Below are 16,558 nucleotides of genomic sequence, written 5' to 3' on the forward strand. Positions count from 1 at the left end.
GAACTAGCTTCGCGACGAATGGGGTGGCCCTCGGCGGGCCGCTGCATTCGTGCAAACACCTTCCAAGGAGGATTGACATGGCAAAAAGCCGGATTTGGCGCTTGCTAGCGCTGCTGTTCGCATTCTCACTCATCGCTGCCGCATGCGGCGGAGATGACGACGGAGACGGGGCGAGTAGGGACGAGACCGGTACCACGGCCGCACCAAGCGGCGGGGACGACATGGACGACATGGACGACATGGACGACATGGACGACATGGACGACATGGACGACATGGACGACATGGACGACATGGACGACATGGACGACATGGAGTTCGACCGCTCTACTCGTGAGGGGATCTTCGAAGAGAACGCCCACCGTCGTGCTCAGACGGTTGCCATGCTGACTGAGGGAATCGAGTCCGGCGAGTTCGGGGTCGGCAGCGATGGCATCCTGCGTGGTCCAGGCGGCTTCGAGATCGACATGAACGAGTGCCCCGACGACTGGTCCGATACCCACGGCATCACGGGCGATCAGATCCGGATCGGCCACACCACGGCTCAGTCCGGCACGCTGGCCGCCTACGGCGCGATCGCCAACGGCTGGGACAACTACCTTGAATGGGTCAATGAGAACGACCCGATCATGGTCAACGGAACTCCGCGCGAAATCGAGCTGCTCGTCAAGGATGACGGCTACCAAGCCAATCTCACGATCGACTTCATCAACGAACTGATCGAGTCGGAGAACGTGTTCTCGATCCTCACGCTGGGGTCGCCGAACACGCTTGCTACCTATGACCAGCTCAACCAAGAGTGCATTCCGCAGCCATTTGTGATGACCGGTCACCCGGCTTGGGGCGATCCCATGAACCACCCGTGGACCACCGGTCTGCAGCTCTCCTACGCGCTTGAAGCGGACCTTTGGGGCGCTTGGATCGAGACCAATCTTGCGGATCAGCTCCCCGTCACTGTTGCGGCTTTGGTCATGGACAACGACTTCGGTCTGGCCTACGAGCTGGGCTTCGAACACTGGGTCGAACACAACCCCGATGTCGTGAGTGAATTCGTGCCCCAGCGCGTTGACCCTGCGTCTCCGACGTTCACGAACCAGATGACAACCCTGAAGGCTGCCGATCCGCACGTTCTGATCTCCATGACCGCTGGCGCGCCCTGTGTGTCGGTGATTCAGGAAGCTGCCGCAAACGGCATGACCGAGGAAATCTTGGGTCGCAACGGCGCGCTGTTCACGCCGTCAGTGTGCAAGGCGGTGGCGAACTACATGGCGCCCCCGGGCGAGGCTTCTGACGGCTGGTGGATCGTCGGCGGCGGTGCCAAGGACACCACCGACCCGACCTACACCGGCGAGCCGTTCATCACTTGGCTGAACGGGAACCTTGAGGCTGGCGGACTGGATCCGCTGAACTCCCTCAACGGCGTGGGCTACTTCTACGGCTACCCGTATGTCGAAGCGCTGCGCATTGCCGCTGAACTGCCAGATGGCCTGACAAGGACCAACTTCATCCTTGCCGTGCGGTCGCTCAGCATCTACCACCCGCTGCTGTTCGATGGCATTGAAGCCGAGTTCAACGGCGCTGAGGATGCGTACTTCGTCGAAGGAACCGACTACAGCCGGTTCGACTACGACAACCAGTCGTGGGTCGTCGTCGGTGACACCATCGACTTCAACGGCGAGTCGCCGCTGTGCGCCTTCGACAGGGACGCGAACGCCTGCGGCTAGGCAGGTCTCGCCTTTAGCTAACAGGGCTGACCTGCGGGTCAGCGAGAAGAGGGGCCGGCGGGCAACCACCCGCCGGCCCCCTTCGCGTCCGCCAGAGCTGAGGCTGCCCGCCTGCTACTCGATGCCAAGTTGGCGGCCGGCCCGCCAGGCCTCGGCCACGTCGCACATGCGGGTGTAGCTCACGCCGAGATCGGTCATCTGGGAGATCCAGCGTTCCATCTCGTACAGGCGTCCGCCGCGCCCGATTGCCTGGGGATGGAAGGTGACGGTGCACACGCCGTGCTGTACCTCGCTGGTCATCCACTTCACATCCGAGAGAAACCCGTCAAACATGGCGCCGGGGTTCTCGAGTCCGGGCAGGATTGTGTTCTTGAACGTCACGAACTCGAGGTGCACGTAGTCGTCGAGGTGCCAGCTGAACGGCAGCTCGACCAGATCGACTTGGGGACCGAACTCCATCGGGCCGTCCGGGGGGAACTGGTCGCCGGTCCGCAGCCAGTACGGCGCGTAATCATGACCCATCAGCGACGAGTCGTAGCTGAGGCCGTATTCGAGGAGCAGGTCGATGGTCCACGGATTGATGTCGCCCGACGGGGCCCGGTAGCCCCTCGGCGGAACCCCCGTCAGCGACTCGACCTGCGCGTACGTCCGCTCGAGGATGGCGCGCTCGTCGTCCTCGCTGAGCCGGGAATTGTGCTCGTGGGCGTAGCCGTGCAGCCCGACTTCGCAGCCGGCGTCGACGATCATCTTGGCGGCGTCGGGATAGGTGTCGATCGAGTGACCCGGAATGAAGAAGGTGCACCCGATGTCGTGACGAGCCAGCAGCTTGAGGATCCGCGGCACCGCAACTGAGCCGAACTCGCCACGCGAGATGGGGGTCGGGGTGGTCTGGCGGCGGGCGATCCACAATGACGGTCCGTCGAAGTCGAAGGTGAGGCAGACGTAGCCCGTCGAGTTGTCCGGGATCGCCGCGGCGCTCCGTCCGTTCTCGCTCTGCCCGTTGGCCATCGTGCATCCCCCTGTGCTGGGTCGCCCCGGTGCGGCGCCCGCGTGCCGTTCTAGCCCAACTGCTCCGATCTCGTCGCAGCGCAGGCGGGCCATAGGCTCGGCCGCGGTATGAGGAAGCTGATCTGCGTGCTGTTGGCAGCGACTGTGCTCTTGGCTGCGTGCTCGTCGACTGCGTCGCAAGTGGCTCTCGCACCGGCCCCGGAACCGACGACGCGCGTGCCGGCCGACGGTCCCGCGGACGAGTCGGCTGCTCAGCCAGACAGGTCATCGGCTACGGCGTCCCCGACAGCTCAGCCGACGCCCACGACCCAGCCGTTCATTCCGGATACCTCGGACGGTCGTCCGTTCCTGGAACTCAACCTTGAGGAGAAGATCGACGAGTTTCTCGTGAACTCGAACACGACGTTTGCCGCCAACGTCGCAGCTGAGATGGGTCAGACAGGTCAGCGGCACTGGGTTCCCTGGCTTCTCGACATCCTGCGGATCGGCGGTGCGAACTACGTCGCGCGGGCATCGATGCGGGCGCTGCAGACACTGACGGGAGTCGAGAGCTCTCAAGACCCCAGCACCGACTACGTGATCTACGGCTCGTGGTCCCGATCCAACGACATCCATCCAGGAGCGGGCTACGAGACCTGGAAGCGGACCTTGTATGGGAAGATCGTCGACGGCCAGTACGACAGGCTGCTGGGCCAAGTCAGCGATCCTGTAACGCTGGCAGCCATCCAGTGGGGCGGGGTGCGCCGGGGCGGCATCCCCGAGCTGAACAACCCTGAGCGCCTGACCCCCGCTCAGGCCGACTTCATGACGCCTGAAGAACTGGTGCTGGGCTTCGTCATCGGCGGCGAAGCCGGTGTCTACCCCGTCAGATTCCTAGCGCGTCACGAGCTTGCCAACGATGTCGTCGGCGGCGTGCCGGTGGTGCTCGGCTACTGCACGCTGTGTCTGACAGCGCTGATGTTCGACCGGCGGCTGCCGAACGGGGACGTGCTCACGTTCCAGACATCGGGCTTGCTCATGGACTCGAACAAGATCATGATCGACAACGAGACCGAGAGCCTCTGGAATCATCTCTCGGGCACGGCCTTCGCGGGGCCGCTGGCGGGCACCAGGCTCGAGCAGTACCCGATTGCTACGGCGCGCTGGTCGGACTGGCTGGCCGATCACCCCGGCACGTTCACGTTGGCTACGCCGTTGCCGACATACTTCCCGGAGACGCCCGAGCGTCAGTCGATCGCGTACGACTACACGCCCGGCGCTGCGTACCGCTCGTACTACTCCAGCGAGGATCTGTGGTTCCCGACTTTCGAGACGCCCGAGGTGTTCGCGCTCAAGGAGGAGGTGGTGACGGTCGATCGCGGCGAGCATGCCCTGGCGCTGGGACTTGCTGCGCTGTCGGGGGAGGACCCGTTCGTGTACGTCCTCGGCGCCGAGCCGCTCGTGATCGTGCCCAACCCGGGCGGCGCCCGCGTCTACAGCGCTGCAGACGTCGATGGCATCCCGGCCGTCCCATGGCGTCACGGTGCGGCCGTCGAGGTGGCCCTTGGCGGTGTCGGACACGATGAACTGCGCGTCAACGGTGTCGACGGGCGCAACCGGATCGATGTCAGGCTGCCGCGCATCGTGTCTTCGCAGTCGTTCTGGTTCGCCTGGTACGGCCTGCATCCCGACACCGAGATCTGGCCGCCGGTCGACAGGGGCTAGCACGTCGGCACCGACCCTGAAGCTGTGTGCGAGCGGTTTGGTCAACTATGTCGCTGTGAAGCCAACCGGAATCCGCTGACCATCGCCGCCGGACACGCCTACACCGGTTTACTGTAGTGGTGAACTCCGGCACGGCTGTGATCCGGCCGTGCCCCGCAGTCAGAGGAACCCTTATGGCCGAAATGGTTCACATGCTCCTGCCTATCGATGCTGACGACCCCGAGGCGCTGCAATTCGTCGCCCGGCAGGCGCAGCGCTGTGCTGATCGCAGCAGGGCCGCCGGCGATGTGGGCGTCGGGACGGAAGAAGAGCTACGAGCGGTTTTTGAGGAACGTGGCTGGGCTGTCAATAGCCGGTGAGCAATGGCGCTGGCTGTCTCTGAGAGAAGTGCTCGACGCATGGGAACCGCTGCTCCCTGACATCGAAACGACCGACTTGTTTCGGCTGTTGTTGGAGGTATCCGATTTGCCGCTCGAAGAAATGCCCGGCGCGCCGATGGGGCCGGCCGAATCGATAGTTCGCACCAGTACCGGCTACGGCTTGGAGATCGCGTACGTGGTGATACACCCCATCGAGGAGTACGGCCTGCGCTTGGTGAACATCCGGCAGGTGGATGACGACGGGCCCCGCTCGAGTTCTTGACAACTCGCAGGCGCTGGTTCACCAGGTGTGAGCTTGGGGGCCGTGGCTATGCTGACTCCTCGCATCTTGACCGGCCCCCATCGTCTAGCGGCCAAGGACACCACCCTCTCAAGGTGGCGGCACGGGTTCGAATCCCGTTGGGGGTGCTCGTGGCCGCTCGGCGCATCGGACCGCAATCACGGTGATACCCGACCGCTTCGCTGCAGCGATCAGCCCGGCGTCTCGATCTGTGCGCATGTGCTCTACAGGCTGCCCGCCGAGAGGATGCTGACCGGAGGATGCTGACCGCTCCCGATGAGTCCTGAGCTTACTTCGAGCCAAGCGTCGGACTGGCGCCGACACCTGCTGACCGGCTGGGGCGCTGGCGATGTCGACTTGTCGGCTGGCGGCACACTGCCCGCGGTGTGGTCGAGGCGCTGGCGCGCTGACCCCGGGCGCACGGTGGTGTGGGATGCAGAGGCGGGTTGGGTGACCGGCGCCAAGCTGCTCGAGCTTGCACAGCAAGTGGCGTGGCGGCTTGCCGCAGCCGGGGTGCAAGCCGGTGATCGCGTGCTGATGAGCGGTCCGTCGTCGGCCCGACTCGTTGCTGTGCACACGGCGCTGCTGGGGATCGGAGCGGTGGTGGTCCCGCTGAACGGCGCATACCGCGCCGACGAGGTTCGCAATGTCGTGGCGGACTGCCGTCCTTCGGCGGCTCTGATCGAAGACGTCGGCAGCCTTGGCGAGTGGAAGCGGTGGATCACGTCAGCGGACTCAGCGGTGCTGACTGACGACTTCGATGCTGCCGAATTGGGCGATGTCGGCGGTGGTGGCAGCAGTGCTGCTGGCACTCTCGACTTCGCGGAGCAGGTTCGCTTGCGCCGGGGCGATGACCCCGCGCTCATCGGCTACACGTCTGGTACGACCGGACGCCCGAAGGGAGCGGTGCTGTCCCACGCCAACCTGCTGGCGGCAGTGCGGGCGTTGGAGCTGGCGTGGCGATGGACAGACGACGACGTGCTGGTGCTGGCGCTGCCGCTGTTCCACATGCATGGTCTCGGAGTCGGTCTGCACGGCACGCTCACCGTGGGCGCGCGGGCCGTGCTGCTGCCGGCATTCCATCCCGACGCCGTCTTCGACGCGATTGCTGGCTTCGATGGGTCTTTTGGGCACCAGGCCACGATGTTCTTCGGCGTGCCGACCATGTACTCACGGCTGGTGGCCTCGCCGCGTGCCGCAGAGCTGTCGGCGCTGCGGTTGTGCGTATCGGGTTCGGCACCCATGCCTGCCGAGCTGCACGATGCGGTGCGGGAGGCCAGCGGCCAGCACGTCATCGAGCGCTATGGCATGACCGAAACCGTGATGCTGGTGTCGAACCCCCATGACGAGCCGAGGCGAGCCGGCACGGTGGGATTCCCGCTGCCAGGCGTGGAAATCCGCCTCGATGCGCTCGACGCTGTCGATGCCGACGATGACGAGCGCGGCCCAGCAGTCTCCGATGGCGCTGCGGAGATCCTGGTGCGGGGTCCCAACGTGTTCGCTGGCTACTGGGAGCGGCCTGACGCCAATGCAGCGTCGTTCGACGACGGCTGGTTCCGCACCGGCGATCTCGGTGAATGGGACGACGGCTACCTGCGCATCGTCGGACGGGCCAAGGAGCTCATCATCTGCGGCGGCTTCAACGTGTACCCCCGCGAGGTCGAGGAAGTCATCGCCTCGCATCCCGATGTGCGCGAGTGCGCCGTCGCGGGCGAACCCGACCCCGAGTGGGGCGAGGTGGTGGTCGCCTATGTGGTCGCCGACCGGGATTTCGACGACGATGAGCTGAAGGACTTCGTCGGCGAGCGCCTCGCGTACTACAAGCGTCCCCGCCGCACCTACCGCATCGCAGCCTTGCCCCGCAATGCGCTCGGCAAGGTGCAGCGGCATCACCTCACTGCACACGGCCGCCGCTGAGGAGGCCATTCCGGCAACGCCGCCCGCGGGTGCCGTTCTCGAACCTCGGGGTCGTCTGCGGGCTGCGCATCTGACACCCTTGTATACGGGATGTTCGAGCTTCATGAAGTGCAGCGGGCGGCCCCGCTGCCGAGCCGCTATGCGGCCCCCGCCTCGCTCGATGAGGCGGCAGAGCTGCTGTCGTCGCACGGCGCTGCGGCGCGGCTGATCGCGGGCGGCACCGATCTGATGCTCGAGCTCGCCAGGGGAGCGCGCTCGGGTGTGGAGCTGCTCGTCGACATCTCGGCGCTCGGCGGTCTCGACCGGATCTCATACGAAGGTGGGCGCGTCACGCTCGGGTCGCTCGTGACCCATGCCGATGTCGTTGCTTCGGTGCCGATGCTCGCGGCTGGGCTGCCGCTGGCCCAAGCCTGCCTCGAGGTGGGTTCGCCGCCGCTGCGCAACCGGGCCACGGTGGTCGGCAACATCGTCACTGCCAGCCCCGCCAACGACACCATCTCGGCGCTCGTGGCATTGGGGGCCGACGTGACGATGGCATCGGTTCGGGGAGAGCGCACGGTCTCGATCAACGAGTTCTTCTCCGGCTTTCGCCAGACCGTGCTCGAACCCGACGAGATCGTCACGTCGGTGGCCTTCGACGCACTCGACGCCGACGATCTGCCCACTGATCGCCGCGGCGTATTCGTGAAGCTCGGCTTGCGGAGGGCGCAGGCCATTTCAGTGGTGCATGCCGCGGTGGTGGTGGAGCTCGATGGCGGTCGGGTGACCGACCTCGTGGTCGCGCTCGGCAGCGTCGCACCCACGATCATCACCGTGCCCGCAGCGGCGGAGCTGGCGATGGGTCGTGAGCTGGCGGAGACGAGCGCCGACATCGTCGCTGCAGCGTGCCGCGCTGCGACTCCCATCGACGACATCCGCGGCAGCGCTGAATACCGCATGCACACAGTGGGAGTCGTGGTGGACCGTGCCGTTGCGGCGCTGGCCAGCGGGACGGAGGCCGACCGGTGGCCGGCCGAACCGCCGCGCTTGGCGGCGGCGAGCCGGGATCGCGTGCCACGGGTGTCGGTTGCACCGGACGAGGGTGACAACAGCAGCGGCAGGCCGGGCGTCGGCGTCGACGTGCTTGAGCGGGCGTCGAGCGCGCTGGACGGACCCGGGGACCTCGTCACGGCGACGGTGAACGGGGAGCAGCGGACCGCCTCCGGAGCTGCGGGCAAGACGCTGATGGACTGGCTGCGCGACGACATCGGGCTCACCGGTACCAAGGAGGGCTGCGCCGAGGGGGAGTGCGGCGCCTGCACTGTGCACCTCGACGGTGCTGCCGTGTTCTCGTGTCTGGTGCCCGCAGGCCGTGCAGATGGCGCCGTCATCACCACGGTGGAAGGCGTGGCCTCGTCCGGCGGTGAACTGCATCCGTTCCAGCGGGCCATGGTGGACACCGGCGGAGCACAATGCGGGTTCTGCACCCCGGGCTTCGTCATGAGCGCCGCCGCACTGCTTGATGAGGTCGCAGAGCCCACTGCGGAGCAGATCACCATCGGACTGTCGGGCAATCTCTGCCGCTGCACTGGCTACTGCTCGATCATCGAGGCGGTGCGAGCCGCCTCGGTTGATGCGGGGGCGGTGCGAGCCGCCTCGGTTGATGCGGGGGCGGTGCGAGCCGCCTCGGTTGATGCGGGGGCGGTGCGAGCCGCCTCGGTTGATGCGGGGGCGGTGCGAGCCGCCTCGGTTGATGCGGGGGCGGTGCGAGCCGCCTCGGATGCAGCGGGGGACTCGTCGTGAGGGAGGGTGCCGCGCCCGGCGCCGCCATTGAGCTGGAGATGCCAGCGCCGCGAGCGGGCGGCTTGGGCCAGTCGCCGCCCCGGGCCGACGGGCCGGCCAAGGTCTCGGGGCTGGCCGGGTATCCCGCCGACCGTATCCCCACAGACGCGCTGTGGGCCTTCGCCGTCTTCACCGACCAGCCGCACGCCCGCCTGCGCCGGCTCGACGTGAGTGCAGCCGAACGCGCTCCGGGCGTCGTCGCGGTGCTCGGTTCGGCTGACGTTCCCCGCAACGAATACGGGCTGACCAAGTTCGACCAGCCGGTCTTCATCGGACTCGACCACACTGGCTGCAGCCCGGTGCCGTGTGACGTCTCCCGCTGGGAAGCCGATCACCTGGCGCTCATCATCGCCGAGAGCCTCGACGAGGCGCGTGCTGCTGCCGCGGCCATCGACGTCGAGTGGGAGCCGCTGCCGGTCGTGGCTGATCTGGACATGGCGCTTGCGCCAGACGCTCCGCTCGTCCACCCCTACGACGGCGTCGGGTCGAACCTGTACGAGTCCATGCGCACCCGCAAGGGCGACCTCGACGCCGGATTCGCCGCTGCCGCAGCGGTCGTGGAGACCACCTACGAAGTGCCGTACCAGGAGCACGCATACCTGCAGCCCGAAGCGGGCACCTCGTGGGTGGATGCCGAGGGCATCGTGAACGTCGAGATTGCGGGCCAGTGGGTGCACGAGGATCGCGAGCAGATCGCCCACGCCCTCGACCTGCCCGAGGACCGGATCCGGGTGCGTTATCCCGCGATCGGCGGGGCATTCGGCGGACGCGAGGACACCTCGATGCAGATCATCCTGGCGCTGGCGGCCCACCGGCTGTCCGAGCGCGGCATCGACCGTCCGGTGGCCATGCAGTGGTCGCGTGAGGAGTCCATCGTCGGCCATCACAAGCGCCACCGGGGCCGCATCTGGGCTCGTTGGGGCGCCGATCACGACGGCAGGATCACCGCGGCGCAGGCCGAAGCCTGGCTGGATGCGGGCGCCTACAACTACACCTCCAACAAGGTGATGGGGAACCTGCACCTCGGCCTCGGTGGGCCCTACGAGCTGCCGAACGCCGCCATCGACACCCATGTCGTGTACACCAATGCCACACCGGGGGGAGCGTTCCGGGGATTCGGCGCGCCGCAGGCAGCGTTCGCCGTGGAGTGCCAAGTGAACAAGCTGGCCGAAACGCTGGGTATGGACCCCATCGACATCCGTCGCGTCAACACCCTGCGCGAAGGATCGCCGAGCATCGCCCACACACCGATGCCCGCGGGCGTGACCATGCCCGAAGTGATCGAGGCCTGCGCTCACGCCGCAGCGCTGCTGCCCCGCCCTGTTGACGATGATGCCGTCACTGCCGATGCGGACCCCTTCAGCCCGTTCGTGTCGTTGCCCGGCATGCCGTCGTCGCTGCGCCGGGGACGTGGGTTCGCCTGCGCGTTCAAGAACGTCGGGTTCTCTTTCGGCTTCCCCGAGCGCTGCGAAGCCACGATCGTCCTGCACGGTGAACCCGGCGACGACCTGCCGGCATCGGTCGAGCTGTCGCACGCCGGCGCCGACGTCGGGCAAGGCGCCCACACGGCATTCCTGCAGATGGCCGCCGAGGCGACCGGCGTCGACCCGTCCAGGATCGTGGGCCGCTTCAGCGACACCGGCACGTCGGGCGACTCGGGATCGGCATCGGCGTCGCGCCTGACGTGGATGGCCGGCAACTCGATCCTGGGTGCCGCCGAGGAAGCAGAGAAGGCATGGCGCGACGGCGACCGGCCGGCCATCGGGCACTTCCGCTTCACACCGCCGCCGACCACCGAGCTGGATCCCGAGACCGGCGAGGGCACGCCGAACTTCTCCTACGGGTACGTCGCCCAGCACGTCGAGCTGACCGTCGACATCGACACGGGGCACATCCGCATCGACCGGGTGATCAGCGCCAACGATGTGGGCCGGGCCATCAACCCGCGCTTCGTCGTCGGCCAGATCGAGGGCGCGGTGGCTCAAGCCCACGGCCATGTGCTCAGCGAGCACTTGCGCAGCCGGGACGGTCGGCTGCTGAATCCCAGGTTCAGCACCTACCTGATTCCCGGCATCGGCGACATCCCCGTGACCACCGAGAGCGTGGTGCTGGAGCTGGCCGATCCGCTGGGGCCGTTCGGGGCCCGTGGCATGGCTGAGATGGGTGTCATCCCGTACGCGCCGGCAGTGGCCGCGGCGCTGGCCGACGCCACGGGCGTCTGGATGGACGACTTCCCGCTGACTCCTGAGCGGGTCTGGGCGGCGCTCCGCTCCGCCGGCATCACCGCCTGAGAGGCGGCAAGGTCCCACCCGCCGATCGGGCACGCAACTCAGCCGACCGGCCGATTCCGCAGTCCTACACTCCCGAGCGTGGCAGCAAGGTCTCGCCCGGACGCCACCGAGCGCGTGATGGAACTGATGATGTACCTGCTCGCCCGCGAGGTGCCCAAGACCCGCGAGGAGATCTGGCGTGACACCGGACTGTACGCCCCCGAAGGCACCACGGATCGGCGCACGCTGGACAGCGCGAGGACATCGTTCGAGCGTGACAAGGCGCTGATCCGCAATCTCGGCGTGCGCATCACCGAGACGATGGAGCACGACGGCGCCACGTCGTACACGATCCGGTCCCAGGACTACTTCCTGCCCGATCTGCGGCTCACCTCCGACGAGCAGCTCGCGCTGCGATTCGCAGCGGCCCGGGTGGACATCGGCGAGACGTGGGATCTCGAAGCTGTCGCCAAGCTCACGAGCACTGAGGCCGGCGAGGACGGTACGGCGGCCACCGGTGGCGCTGCGGAAGCCGCTGCGGCCGGCCACGATGCTGAGCCGCTGTCAGCAGATGTGGCGCTGGAGACCGCAGCCGCACAGCAGACCGCCGGGTCGCTGCTGCCGAAGCTGGCCGCTGCGTCTGCTGAGCGAGCGCAGGTCCGTTTCGCATACGGCGGGCGGTGGCGCGACGCTCAGCCTCTCGGCCTGTTGTGCCGGGCGGGCTACTGGTACCTGGCCGCACGCGAAGACGATGTGGTGAAGACGTTCCGGGTGGATCGCATGGAGAGCGGCGCGGAGGTGGGGGAGCGGGGGGCATTCGCCCGCGCGGATGTCGACGTCGCAGCGCTGCTGCCGAGCGAGCCGATGGAGATCGACTTCGGCGATGACTTCGAGGCCCGCGTGCGGATCGACGCCACCATGGCGCAGCAGCCCACGGCCGAACGAGGCCGCGTCGTCGAGCGGCACGAGGACGGTGCCGTGACGGTGACGGTGCGGGTGCGCAACCGGGCTGCATTTCGTGTCTGGTTGCTGGACATGGGTCGCCACGCAGTCGTGGAATCGCCGCCGGAGCTGGTGGGCGAGATCACCTCGTGGCTGCGAGGGCTGGCCGGCGAGGCAGGGGACAGCGACCGGTGAGGGGGCCCAGCACATCGGTGAAGATCGAGCGTCTGCTCGCCATCATCCCGTGGGTGGTCGAGCGCGGCGGCGCCACCGTGGGCGACATCGCTGAGCGATTCGGGATGCGGCCGGCTGCCGTGTACGACCTCCTGCTCGCGGCCATGTGTTACGAGGTGGTCGGGGCGAGCGCCTATGAGAATCTCGGCATTGTCGTGTTCGGCGACGATGGCGACGATAAAGGCGCCAGTGAGGCGTGGGTGCACGCCGAACCCGGCGCGATGCTGGATCGGCCGCTCAACCTGTCGGTGCCGCAGGCGTTCGGGATCCTCGTGGCCGGCCAGTCTGCGCTGGCGCTGCGCGGCGCTGACCGTTCAGGTGCGCTGGCGACCGCGCTGGACAAGCTGCGTGCGGCCTACGGCGAGCGAGTACGGGTGTCGGTGGAGCTGCCGCTGCCGCGCAGCCTGCCGACGCTGCGGGAAGCGGTGCGCGCCGGCACCACCGTCAGCATCCACTACTACACCCCCAACACCGACGCCGTCAGCGAGCGTCGAGTGGATCCGCTGGATGTCTCGCTGGCCGATGGCCACTGGTACCTGCGGGGCTGGTGCCACCTGCGGCAGGACCTGCGCTCGTTCCGTGTGGATCGCATCGAGGAGTGCAGCGACACCGGCGATCTGCACGGTCGTTCGGCCGAGCCCCGCGAGGCGTCAAGCAGCTCGGCCGAGCTCGGCGTCGTTGCGCCTGCGGAAGCTGACGAGGCGACCGATGTGGTGCTGTCGATTCCCCGCAACGACTTATGGCAGGTGGAGGCGTACCCCTCGCGGGAAGTGCGCGACGACGGTGACCGGTGCACCGTGACGTACGCGATCCGCAGCCCGTTCGTGCTCAGCCAGATGCTGCTGCGTCTCGGTGCCGATACCCACGTCGTGAATGCTGCGGAGCTGCCGCCCGATATGGCCGAGGCGGGCAGTGTCGCCGCTGCGTCGATCCTGGAGCTCTACGCGACCTGACGCCTCAGGCTCAATCGACCAGGTCCACCACCAAGCCGTAGTGATCCGATCCCACTACGCCGTCGACTGACTCAGTGCCGATCAGCCGGATGTTCTCGATGTTGCCTGTCGGGACCGGCCGCGGCGTAGAGACGAACACGTAGTCGATGCGCCGGTTCGGCCACATGGCCTGTGACAGGTAGGGGTTCTGGCCGCTCCAGGTAAAGCCGGGGCCGTCGCCGGCCTGGGCCCACGCGTCGCTCCAGACCAGTTCGGGCACCGGCGGTGGGCGTTCACCGGTCAGCAGCCGGATCTCCTCAGAGCCGGGGACGGCGTTGAAGTCGCCAGCCATGACGATCGGGAAACCCTCCGGATCGTGATGAGGTGCTGCCAGCTCGCACAGTGTGGCCACCTGTGCTTGGCGGACTTCGCTGAGATGGAAGCGGTGCTCGAGATGGGTGCAGATGACGGTCACTTCATCGTCGCCGCGGGCGATTTGCGCCACGACGGCCGTCCGGTGCCCGGACTGCTGGCCCTCGGGCGACGAGGGGTCACCGACAGCCAGCGAGTGCGAGCTGGTCTCGATGATCGGCTCCCGGCTCAGAATCGCGTTGCTGAACGACAATCCCCGCCGGCCGAAGCGCGGGTGGTGAGCGACGTTCATGCCCAGCGCCTCGCCGAGCAGATCGGCTTGGTTGGGGCCGTCGCGCTCGGCCCAGATCTCCTGGCAGCACACGACGTCGGCTTCGAGCTCTGCGAGCGTGGCGGCGATGGCCTCATGGCGGGCCTCGGGGTTGTCGCCGAAGCGCCACCACAGGTTCCAGGTCACGATGCGCACGGCGTCACCGTAACGGCCCCTGTCGCCGGCGAACTGACTGACCGCTGTCGGGCCCGGGCGACGTATCGTCTGCGGCGATGAGCGCTGAACAGAACTCCGATCAGCACACCGACCAGATCTACCTGCGAGACGCCTTCTGCCAGACTGTCGAAGCGTCCGTGATCGACGTGCGCGACGACGCCGTTGCGCTCGACCGGACGGTCTTCTATGCCACCGGCGGGGGCCAGCCGCACGACACCGGCACGCTGGCAGACGCCCAGGGCAACTCCTGGCAGGTGAGCAACGTGCGCAAGGAGGGCGATCTCGTCTGGCATTGGGTGGATGGCGAGCCGCCGCCGGCAGGGACAGCGGTCACTGGCGCCATCGACTGGGAGCGGCGGATGCAGCTCATGCGCACCCACACGGCGCTGCACATCCTGTGCGGCGTCATCTGGAACGAGTGGGGCGTGCTGGTCACCGGGGGGAACATGGAGCCGTTGGCAGCCCGCATGGACTTCGAGTTCAGCCCGCTGCCGGAGGGATTCGCGGCCCGGGTCACCGAGCTGGTCAACGCCGAGATCGCCGCGGATCGGCCGATCGAGGTGAGCTTTCTGGACCGCTCGGTGGCGCTTGCCGATCCCGAGCTCATCCGCACCAAGGTGAACCTGATCCCCGAGTGGGTGACCGACATCCGGGTGGTGGACATCGTGGGACTCGACCGCCAGGCCGACGGCGGCACGCATGTGGCGTCCACCGGCGCCGTAGGCCGTTTCGAGATCACCAAGACCGAATCGAAGGGCAAGGGCAACAAGCGCGTCCGCATGGTGCTGCACGACGCCTGATGAGCGCTCGCCGTTGGCGAGAGCGCGTTGATCCGGTGAACGCTCTTGGCGGGCGCGCGTATGTTCGGTACCTTGTGGAAAATGACTCCGCGGGAGACATTGGGCGGAACGCGCACCGTCACGCCGTCCGCTCGCCGCACGGCGACATCGCGATTCGGCGCCTCCCGGCGCGAGGGCCACGATGCATCGGCGTTCTACGCCCGCTTCACGCCGCCGGTCCTCTCTGATGACGATGAGATCGCCCGCGGCCCGGGTCTCGATCTGGACTTGAGGGAGCGCCTCGGCGACGGCTGCTTCTGCGGCGATGCCCGCCACATGACCGCGCTGCCGGACGCGAGCGTGGCGCTCGTGGTCACCTCACCGCCCTACTTCGTCGGCAAGTCCTACGAAGACGCCGTCGCAGCCGGTGCCGACCGCCGTATCCCGACCAGCTACTTCGACTATCTCGCGATGCTGAAGGACGTCTTTGCGGAGTGCGTGCGGGTGCTGGAACCCGGTGGCCGCATCGCGGTCAACGTGGCCAACCTGGGCCGCAAGCCCTACCGCAGTCTGTCGGGCGATGTCGCCAAGATCTTCGAAGAACTCGGTCTGCTGCTGCGGGGCGAGATCGTCTGGCAGAAGAGCAAAGGCTCGAGCGGATCGTGCGCGTGGGGTTCGTTCCGCAGCCCGTCCAACCCGACGCTGCGCGACACCACCGAGCGCATCGTGATCGTCAGCAAGGGCCGATTCGACCGGGCTCGTTCGGCATCGCAGCGCCAGGACGAGGGCCTGCCGCATCGCAGCAGCCTGTCCACTGACGAGTTCATGGAAGCCACGCTCGATGTGTGGGACATGGGTCCCGAGAGCGCGCAACGGGTGCGGCATCCCGCACCCTTCCCGCTGGAACTGCCCCGCCGGCTGATCGATCTGTACACCTACGAAGGCGATGTGGTGCTCGACCCGTTCATGGGCTCGGGCACGACGCTGGTCGCAAGCGTGCTGTGCGGCCGCTGGCCGGTGGGCTACGACCTGAATCCCGACTACGTCGATCTGGCCCGCTCGCGTGTTGCCACCGCCGCCTCAGCACCGCCTCCCGAGCCACGCCGCACTTCCCAACCGCCGCTGTTCGAACCGAGTGCGCTGCGTGGGACAGGCGCGCAGACGCGCCAGGCCCAAGACGAGGTTGGGCTCGGTACAGCCGAGCCGGCTGCGATTGCAGATGCGATGACTGCTGATGCGTTCGGCCGCCAGGCCGCCGAAGCCGGCCGCAAGGCTCACGACATCGCCGGCGATCTGCTGGAGCGCTGCGGTTTCGAGATAGTGCGAAGCCCAGCGTCGGTGCGCGGTTCGGGAGTGAAGTTCAGCTTCCTGGTGGCCGATCCGGCGAGTCGAGAATGGTGGATTGATGTGGCGGGTGCGTTCACGACCGTGCGTCCTGGCCTGCTGCGCGCCGAGACGCTGTGGAAGACGCTGGGTCGGGCATCCGTCCTCGCCGCCGCGGAGCCCGAAGCGCGCCTGCTGCTGCTGACACCCAATCTGCCCCGTCACGGCGCCGAAGGCGACCGTGCGCTCCGCACGCTGGGACCGAAAGTGGTCTTCGACGTGATCGAGCTCTTTGACGAGGCGGCAGCCGTCAGGCTGGCGAGCTACGCCGCAGGCGCCGAGGCGCCGCTGACCGGCTTCTGGAACGACAGCGAAGTCGGCTAGG

At 67.4% G+C, this 16,558-nt stretch carries 12 protein-coding genes and 1 tRNA gene; 11 read left to right on the forward strand and 2 right to left on the reverse strand.

Annotation, left to right across the window (positions count from 1 at the left end; genetic code table 11):
• Positions 1-77 precede the first annotated feature (77 nt).
• On the forward strand, positions 78-1,724 hold the full coding sequence (locus ACOGXQ_RS00840; protein WP_419945584.1) for an ABC transporter substrate-binding protein: 1,647 nt from the start codon (positions 78-80) through the stop codon (positions 1,722-1,724).
• Between the two features lie 114 nt (positions 1,725-1,838).
• Here ACOGXQ_RS00840 and ACOGXQ_RS00845 read toward each other — a convergent pair whose 3' ends face one another.
• Positions 1,839-2,732: a polysaccharide deacetylase family protein gene (locus ACOGXQ_RS00845; RefSeq protein WP_419945585.1), complete on the reverse strand. Its 894-nt coding sequence runs from the start codon at positions 2,730-2,732 to the stop codon at positions 1,839-1,841.
• A 108-nt stretch (positions 2,733-2,840) separates the two neighbouring features.
• On the opposite strand from ACOGXQ_RS00845, the gene ACOGXQ_RS00850 reads away from it, so the two are divergent.
• The 8 genes from ACOGXQ_RS00850 to ACOGXQ_RS00885 all read left to right on the forward strand — a co-directional run bounded on the left by ACOGXQ_RS00850 (position 2,841) and on the right by ACOGXQ_RS00885 (position 13,233).
• Positions 2,841-4,436, forward strand: coding sequence for a DUF3179 domain-containing (seleno)protein (locus tag ACOGXQ_RS00850; RefSeq protein WP_419945586.1), 1,596 nt, complete (start codon positions 2,841-2,843; stop codon positions 4,434-4,436).
• A gap of 258 nt (positions 4,437-4,694) precedes the next feature.
• Positions 4,695-5,078 (forward strand): hypothetical protein, encoded by a 384-nt coding sequence (locus ACOGXQ_RS00855; RefSeq protein WP_419945587.1) that lies wholly within the window; start codon positions 4,695-4,697, stop codon positions 5,076-5,078.
• A 73-nt stretch (positions 5,079-5,151) separates the two neighbouring features.
• A tRNA-Glu gene (locus ACOGXQ_RS00860) sits at positions 5,152-5,224 on the forward strand.
• 148 nt (positions 5,225-5,372) lie between these two features.
• Positions 5,373-7,013 (forward strand): class I adenylate-forming enzyme family protein, encoded by a 1,641-nt coding sequence (locus ACOGXQ_RS00865; RefSeq protein WP_419945588.1) that lies wholly within the window; start codon positions 5,373-5,375, stop codon positions 7,011-7,013.
• 90 nt (positions 7,014-7,103) lie between these two features.
• Entirely contained in the window at positions 7,104-8,795 is a 1,692-nt protein-coding gene (locus ACOGXQ_RS00870; protein WP_419945589.1) for an FAD binding domain-containing protein, read from the forward strand.
• Complete coding sequence (locus tag ACOGXQ_RS00875) at positions 8,792-11,125, forward strand: xanthine dehydrogenase family protein molybdopterin-binding subunit (protein WP_419945590.1); 2,334 nt, start codon at positions 8,792-8,794, stop codon at positions 11,123-11,125. Before ACOGXQ_RS00870 ends, ACOGXQ_RS00875 begins: the two co-directional genes overlap by 4 nt.
• A gap of 78 nt (positions 11,126-11,203) precedes the next feature.
• Complete coding sequence (locus tag ACOGXQ_RS00880; RefSeq protein WP_419945591.1) at positions 11,204-12,241, forward strand: helix-turn-helix transcriptional regulator; 1,038 nt, start codon at positions 11,204-11,206, stop codon at positions 12,239-12,241.
• The gene (locus ACOGXQ_RS00885; protein ID WP_419945592.1) at positions 12,238-13,233 is read left to right on the forward strand and encodes a helix-turn-helix transcriptional regulator; all 996 of its coding nucleotides are present in this window, start codon (positions 12,238-12,240) and stop codon (positions 13,231-13,233) included. Before ACOGXQ_RS00880 ends, ACOGXQ_RS00885 begins: the two co-directional genes overlap by 4 nt.
• A 10-nt stretch (positions 13,234-13,243) precedes the next feature.
• On the opposite strand, the gene ACOGXQ_RS00890 is transcribed toward ACOGXQ_RS00885, so the two are convergent.
• Positions 13,244-14,050 (reverse strand): endonuclease/exonuclease/phosphatase family protein, encoded by an 807-nt coding sequence (locus ACOGXQ_RS00890; protein ID WP_419945593.1) that lies wholly within the window; start codon positions 14,048-14,050, stop codon positions 13,244-13,246.
• A 77-nt stretch (positions 14,051-14,127) separates the two neighbouring features.
• Here ACOGXQ_RS00890 and ACOGXQ_RS00895 point away from each other — a divergent pair, with 77 nt between their 5' ends.
• Positions 14,128-14,871 (forward strand): alanyl-tRNA editing protein, encoded by a 744-nt coding sequence (locus ACOGXQ_RS00895; protein ID WP_419945594.1) that lies wholly within the window; start codon positions 14,128-14,130, stop codon positions 14,869-14,871.
• 81 nt (positions 14,872-14,952) lie between these two features.
• Positions 14,953-16,557 (forward strand): DNA-methyltransferase, encoded by a 1,605-nt coding sequence (locus tag ACOGXQ_RS00900; protein ID WP_419945595.1) that lies wholly within the window; start codon positions 14,953-14,955, stop codon positions 16,555-16,557.
• The last annotated feature ends 1 nt before the right edge of the window (position 16,558 follow it).

Source organism: Candidatus Poriferisodalis sp., assembly GCF_965208485.1.
Taxonomy (GTDB): domain Bacteria; phylum Actinomycetota; class Acidimicrobiia; order Acidimicrobiales; family Poriferisodalaceae; genus Poriferisodalis.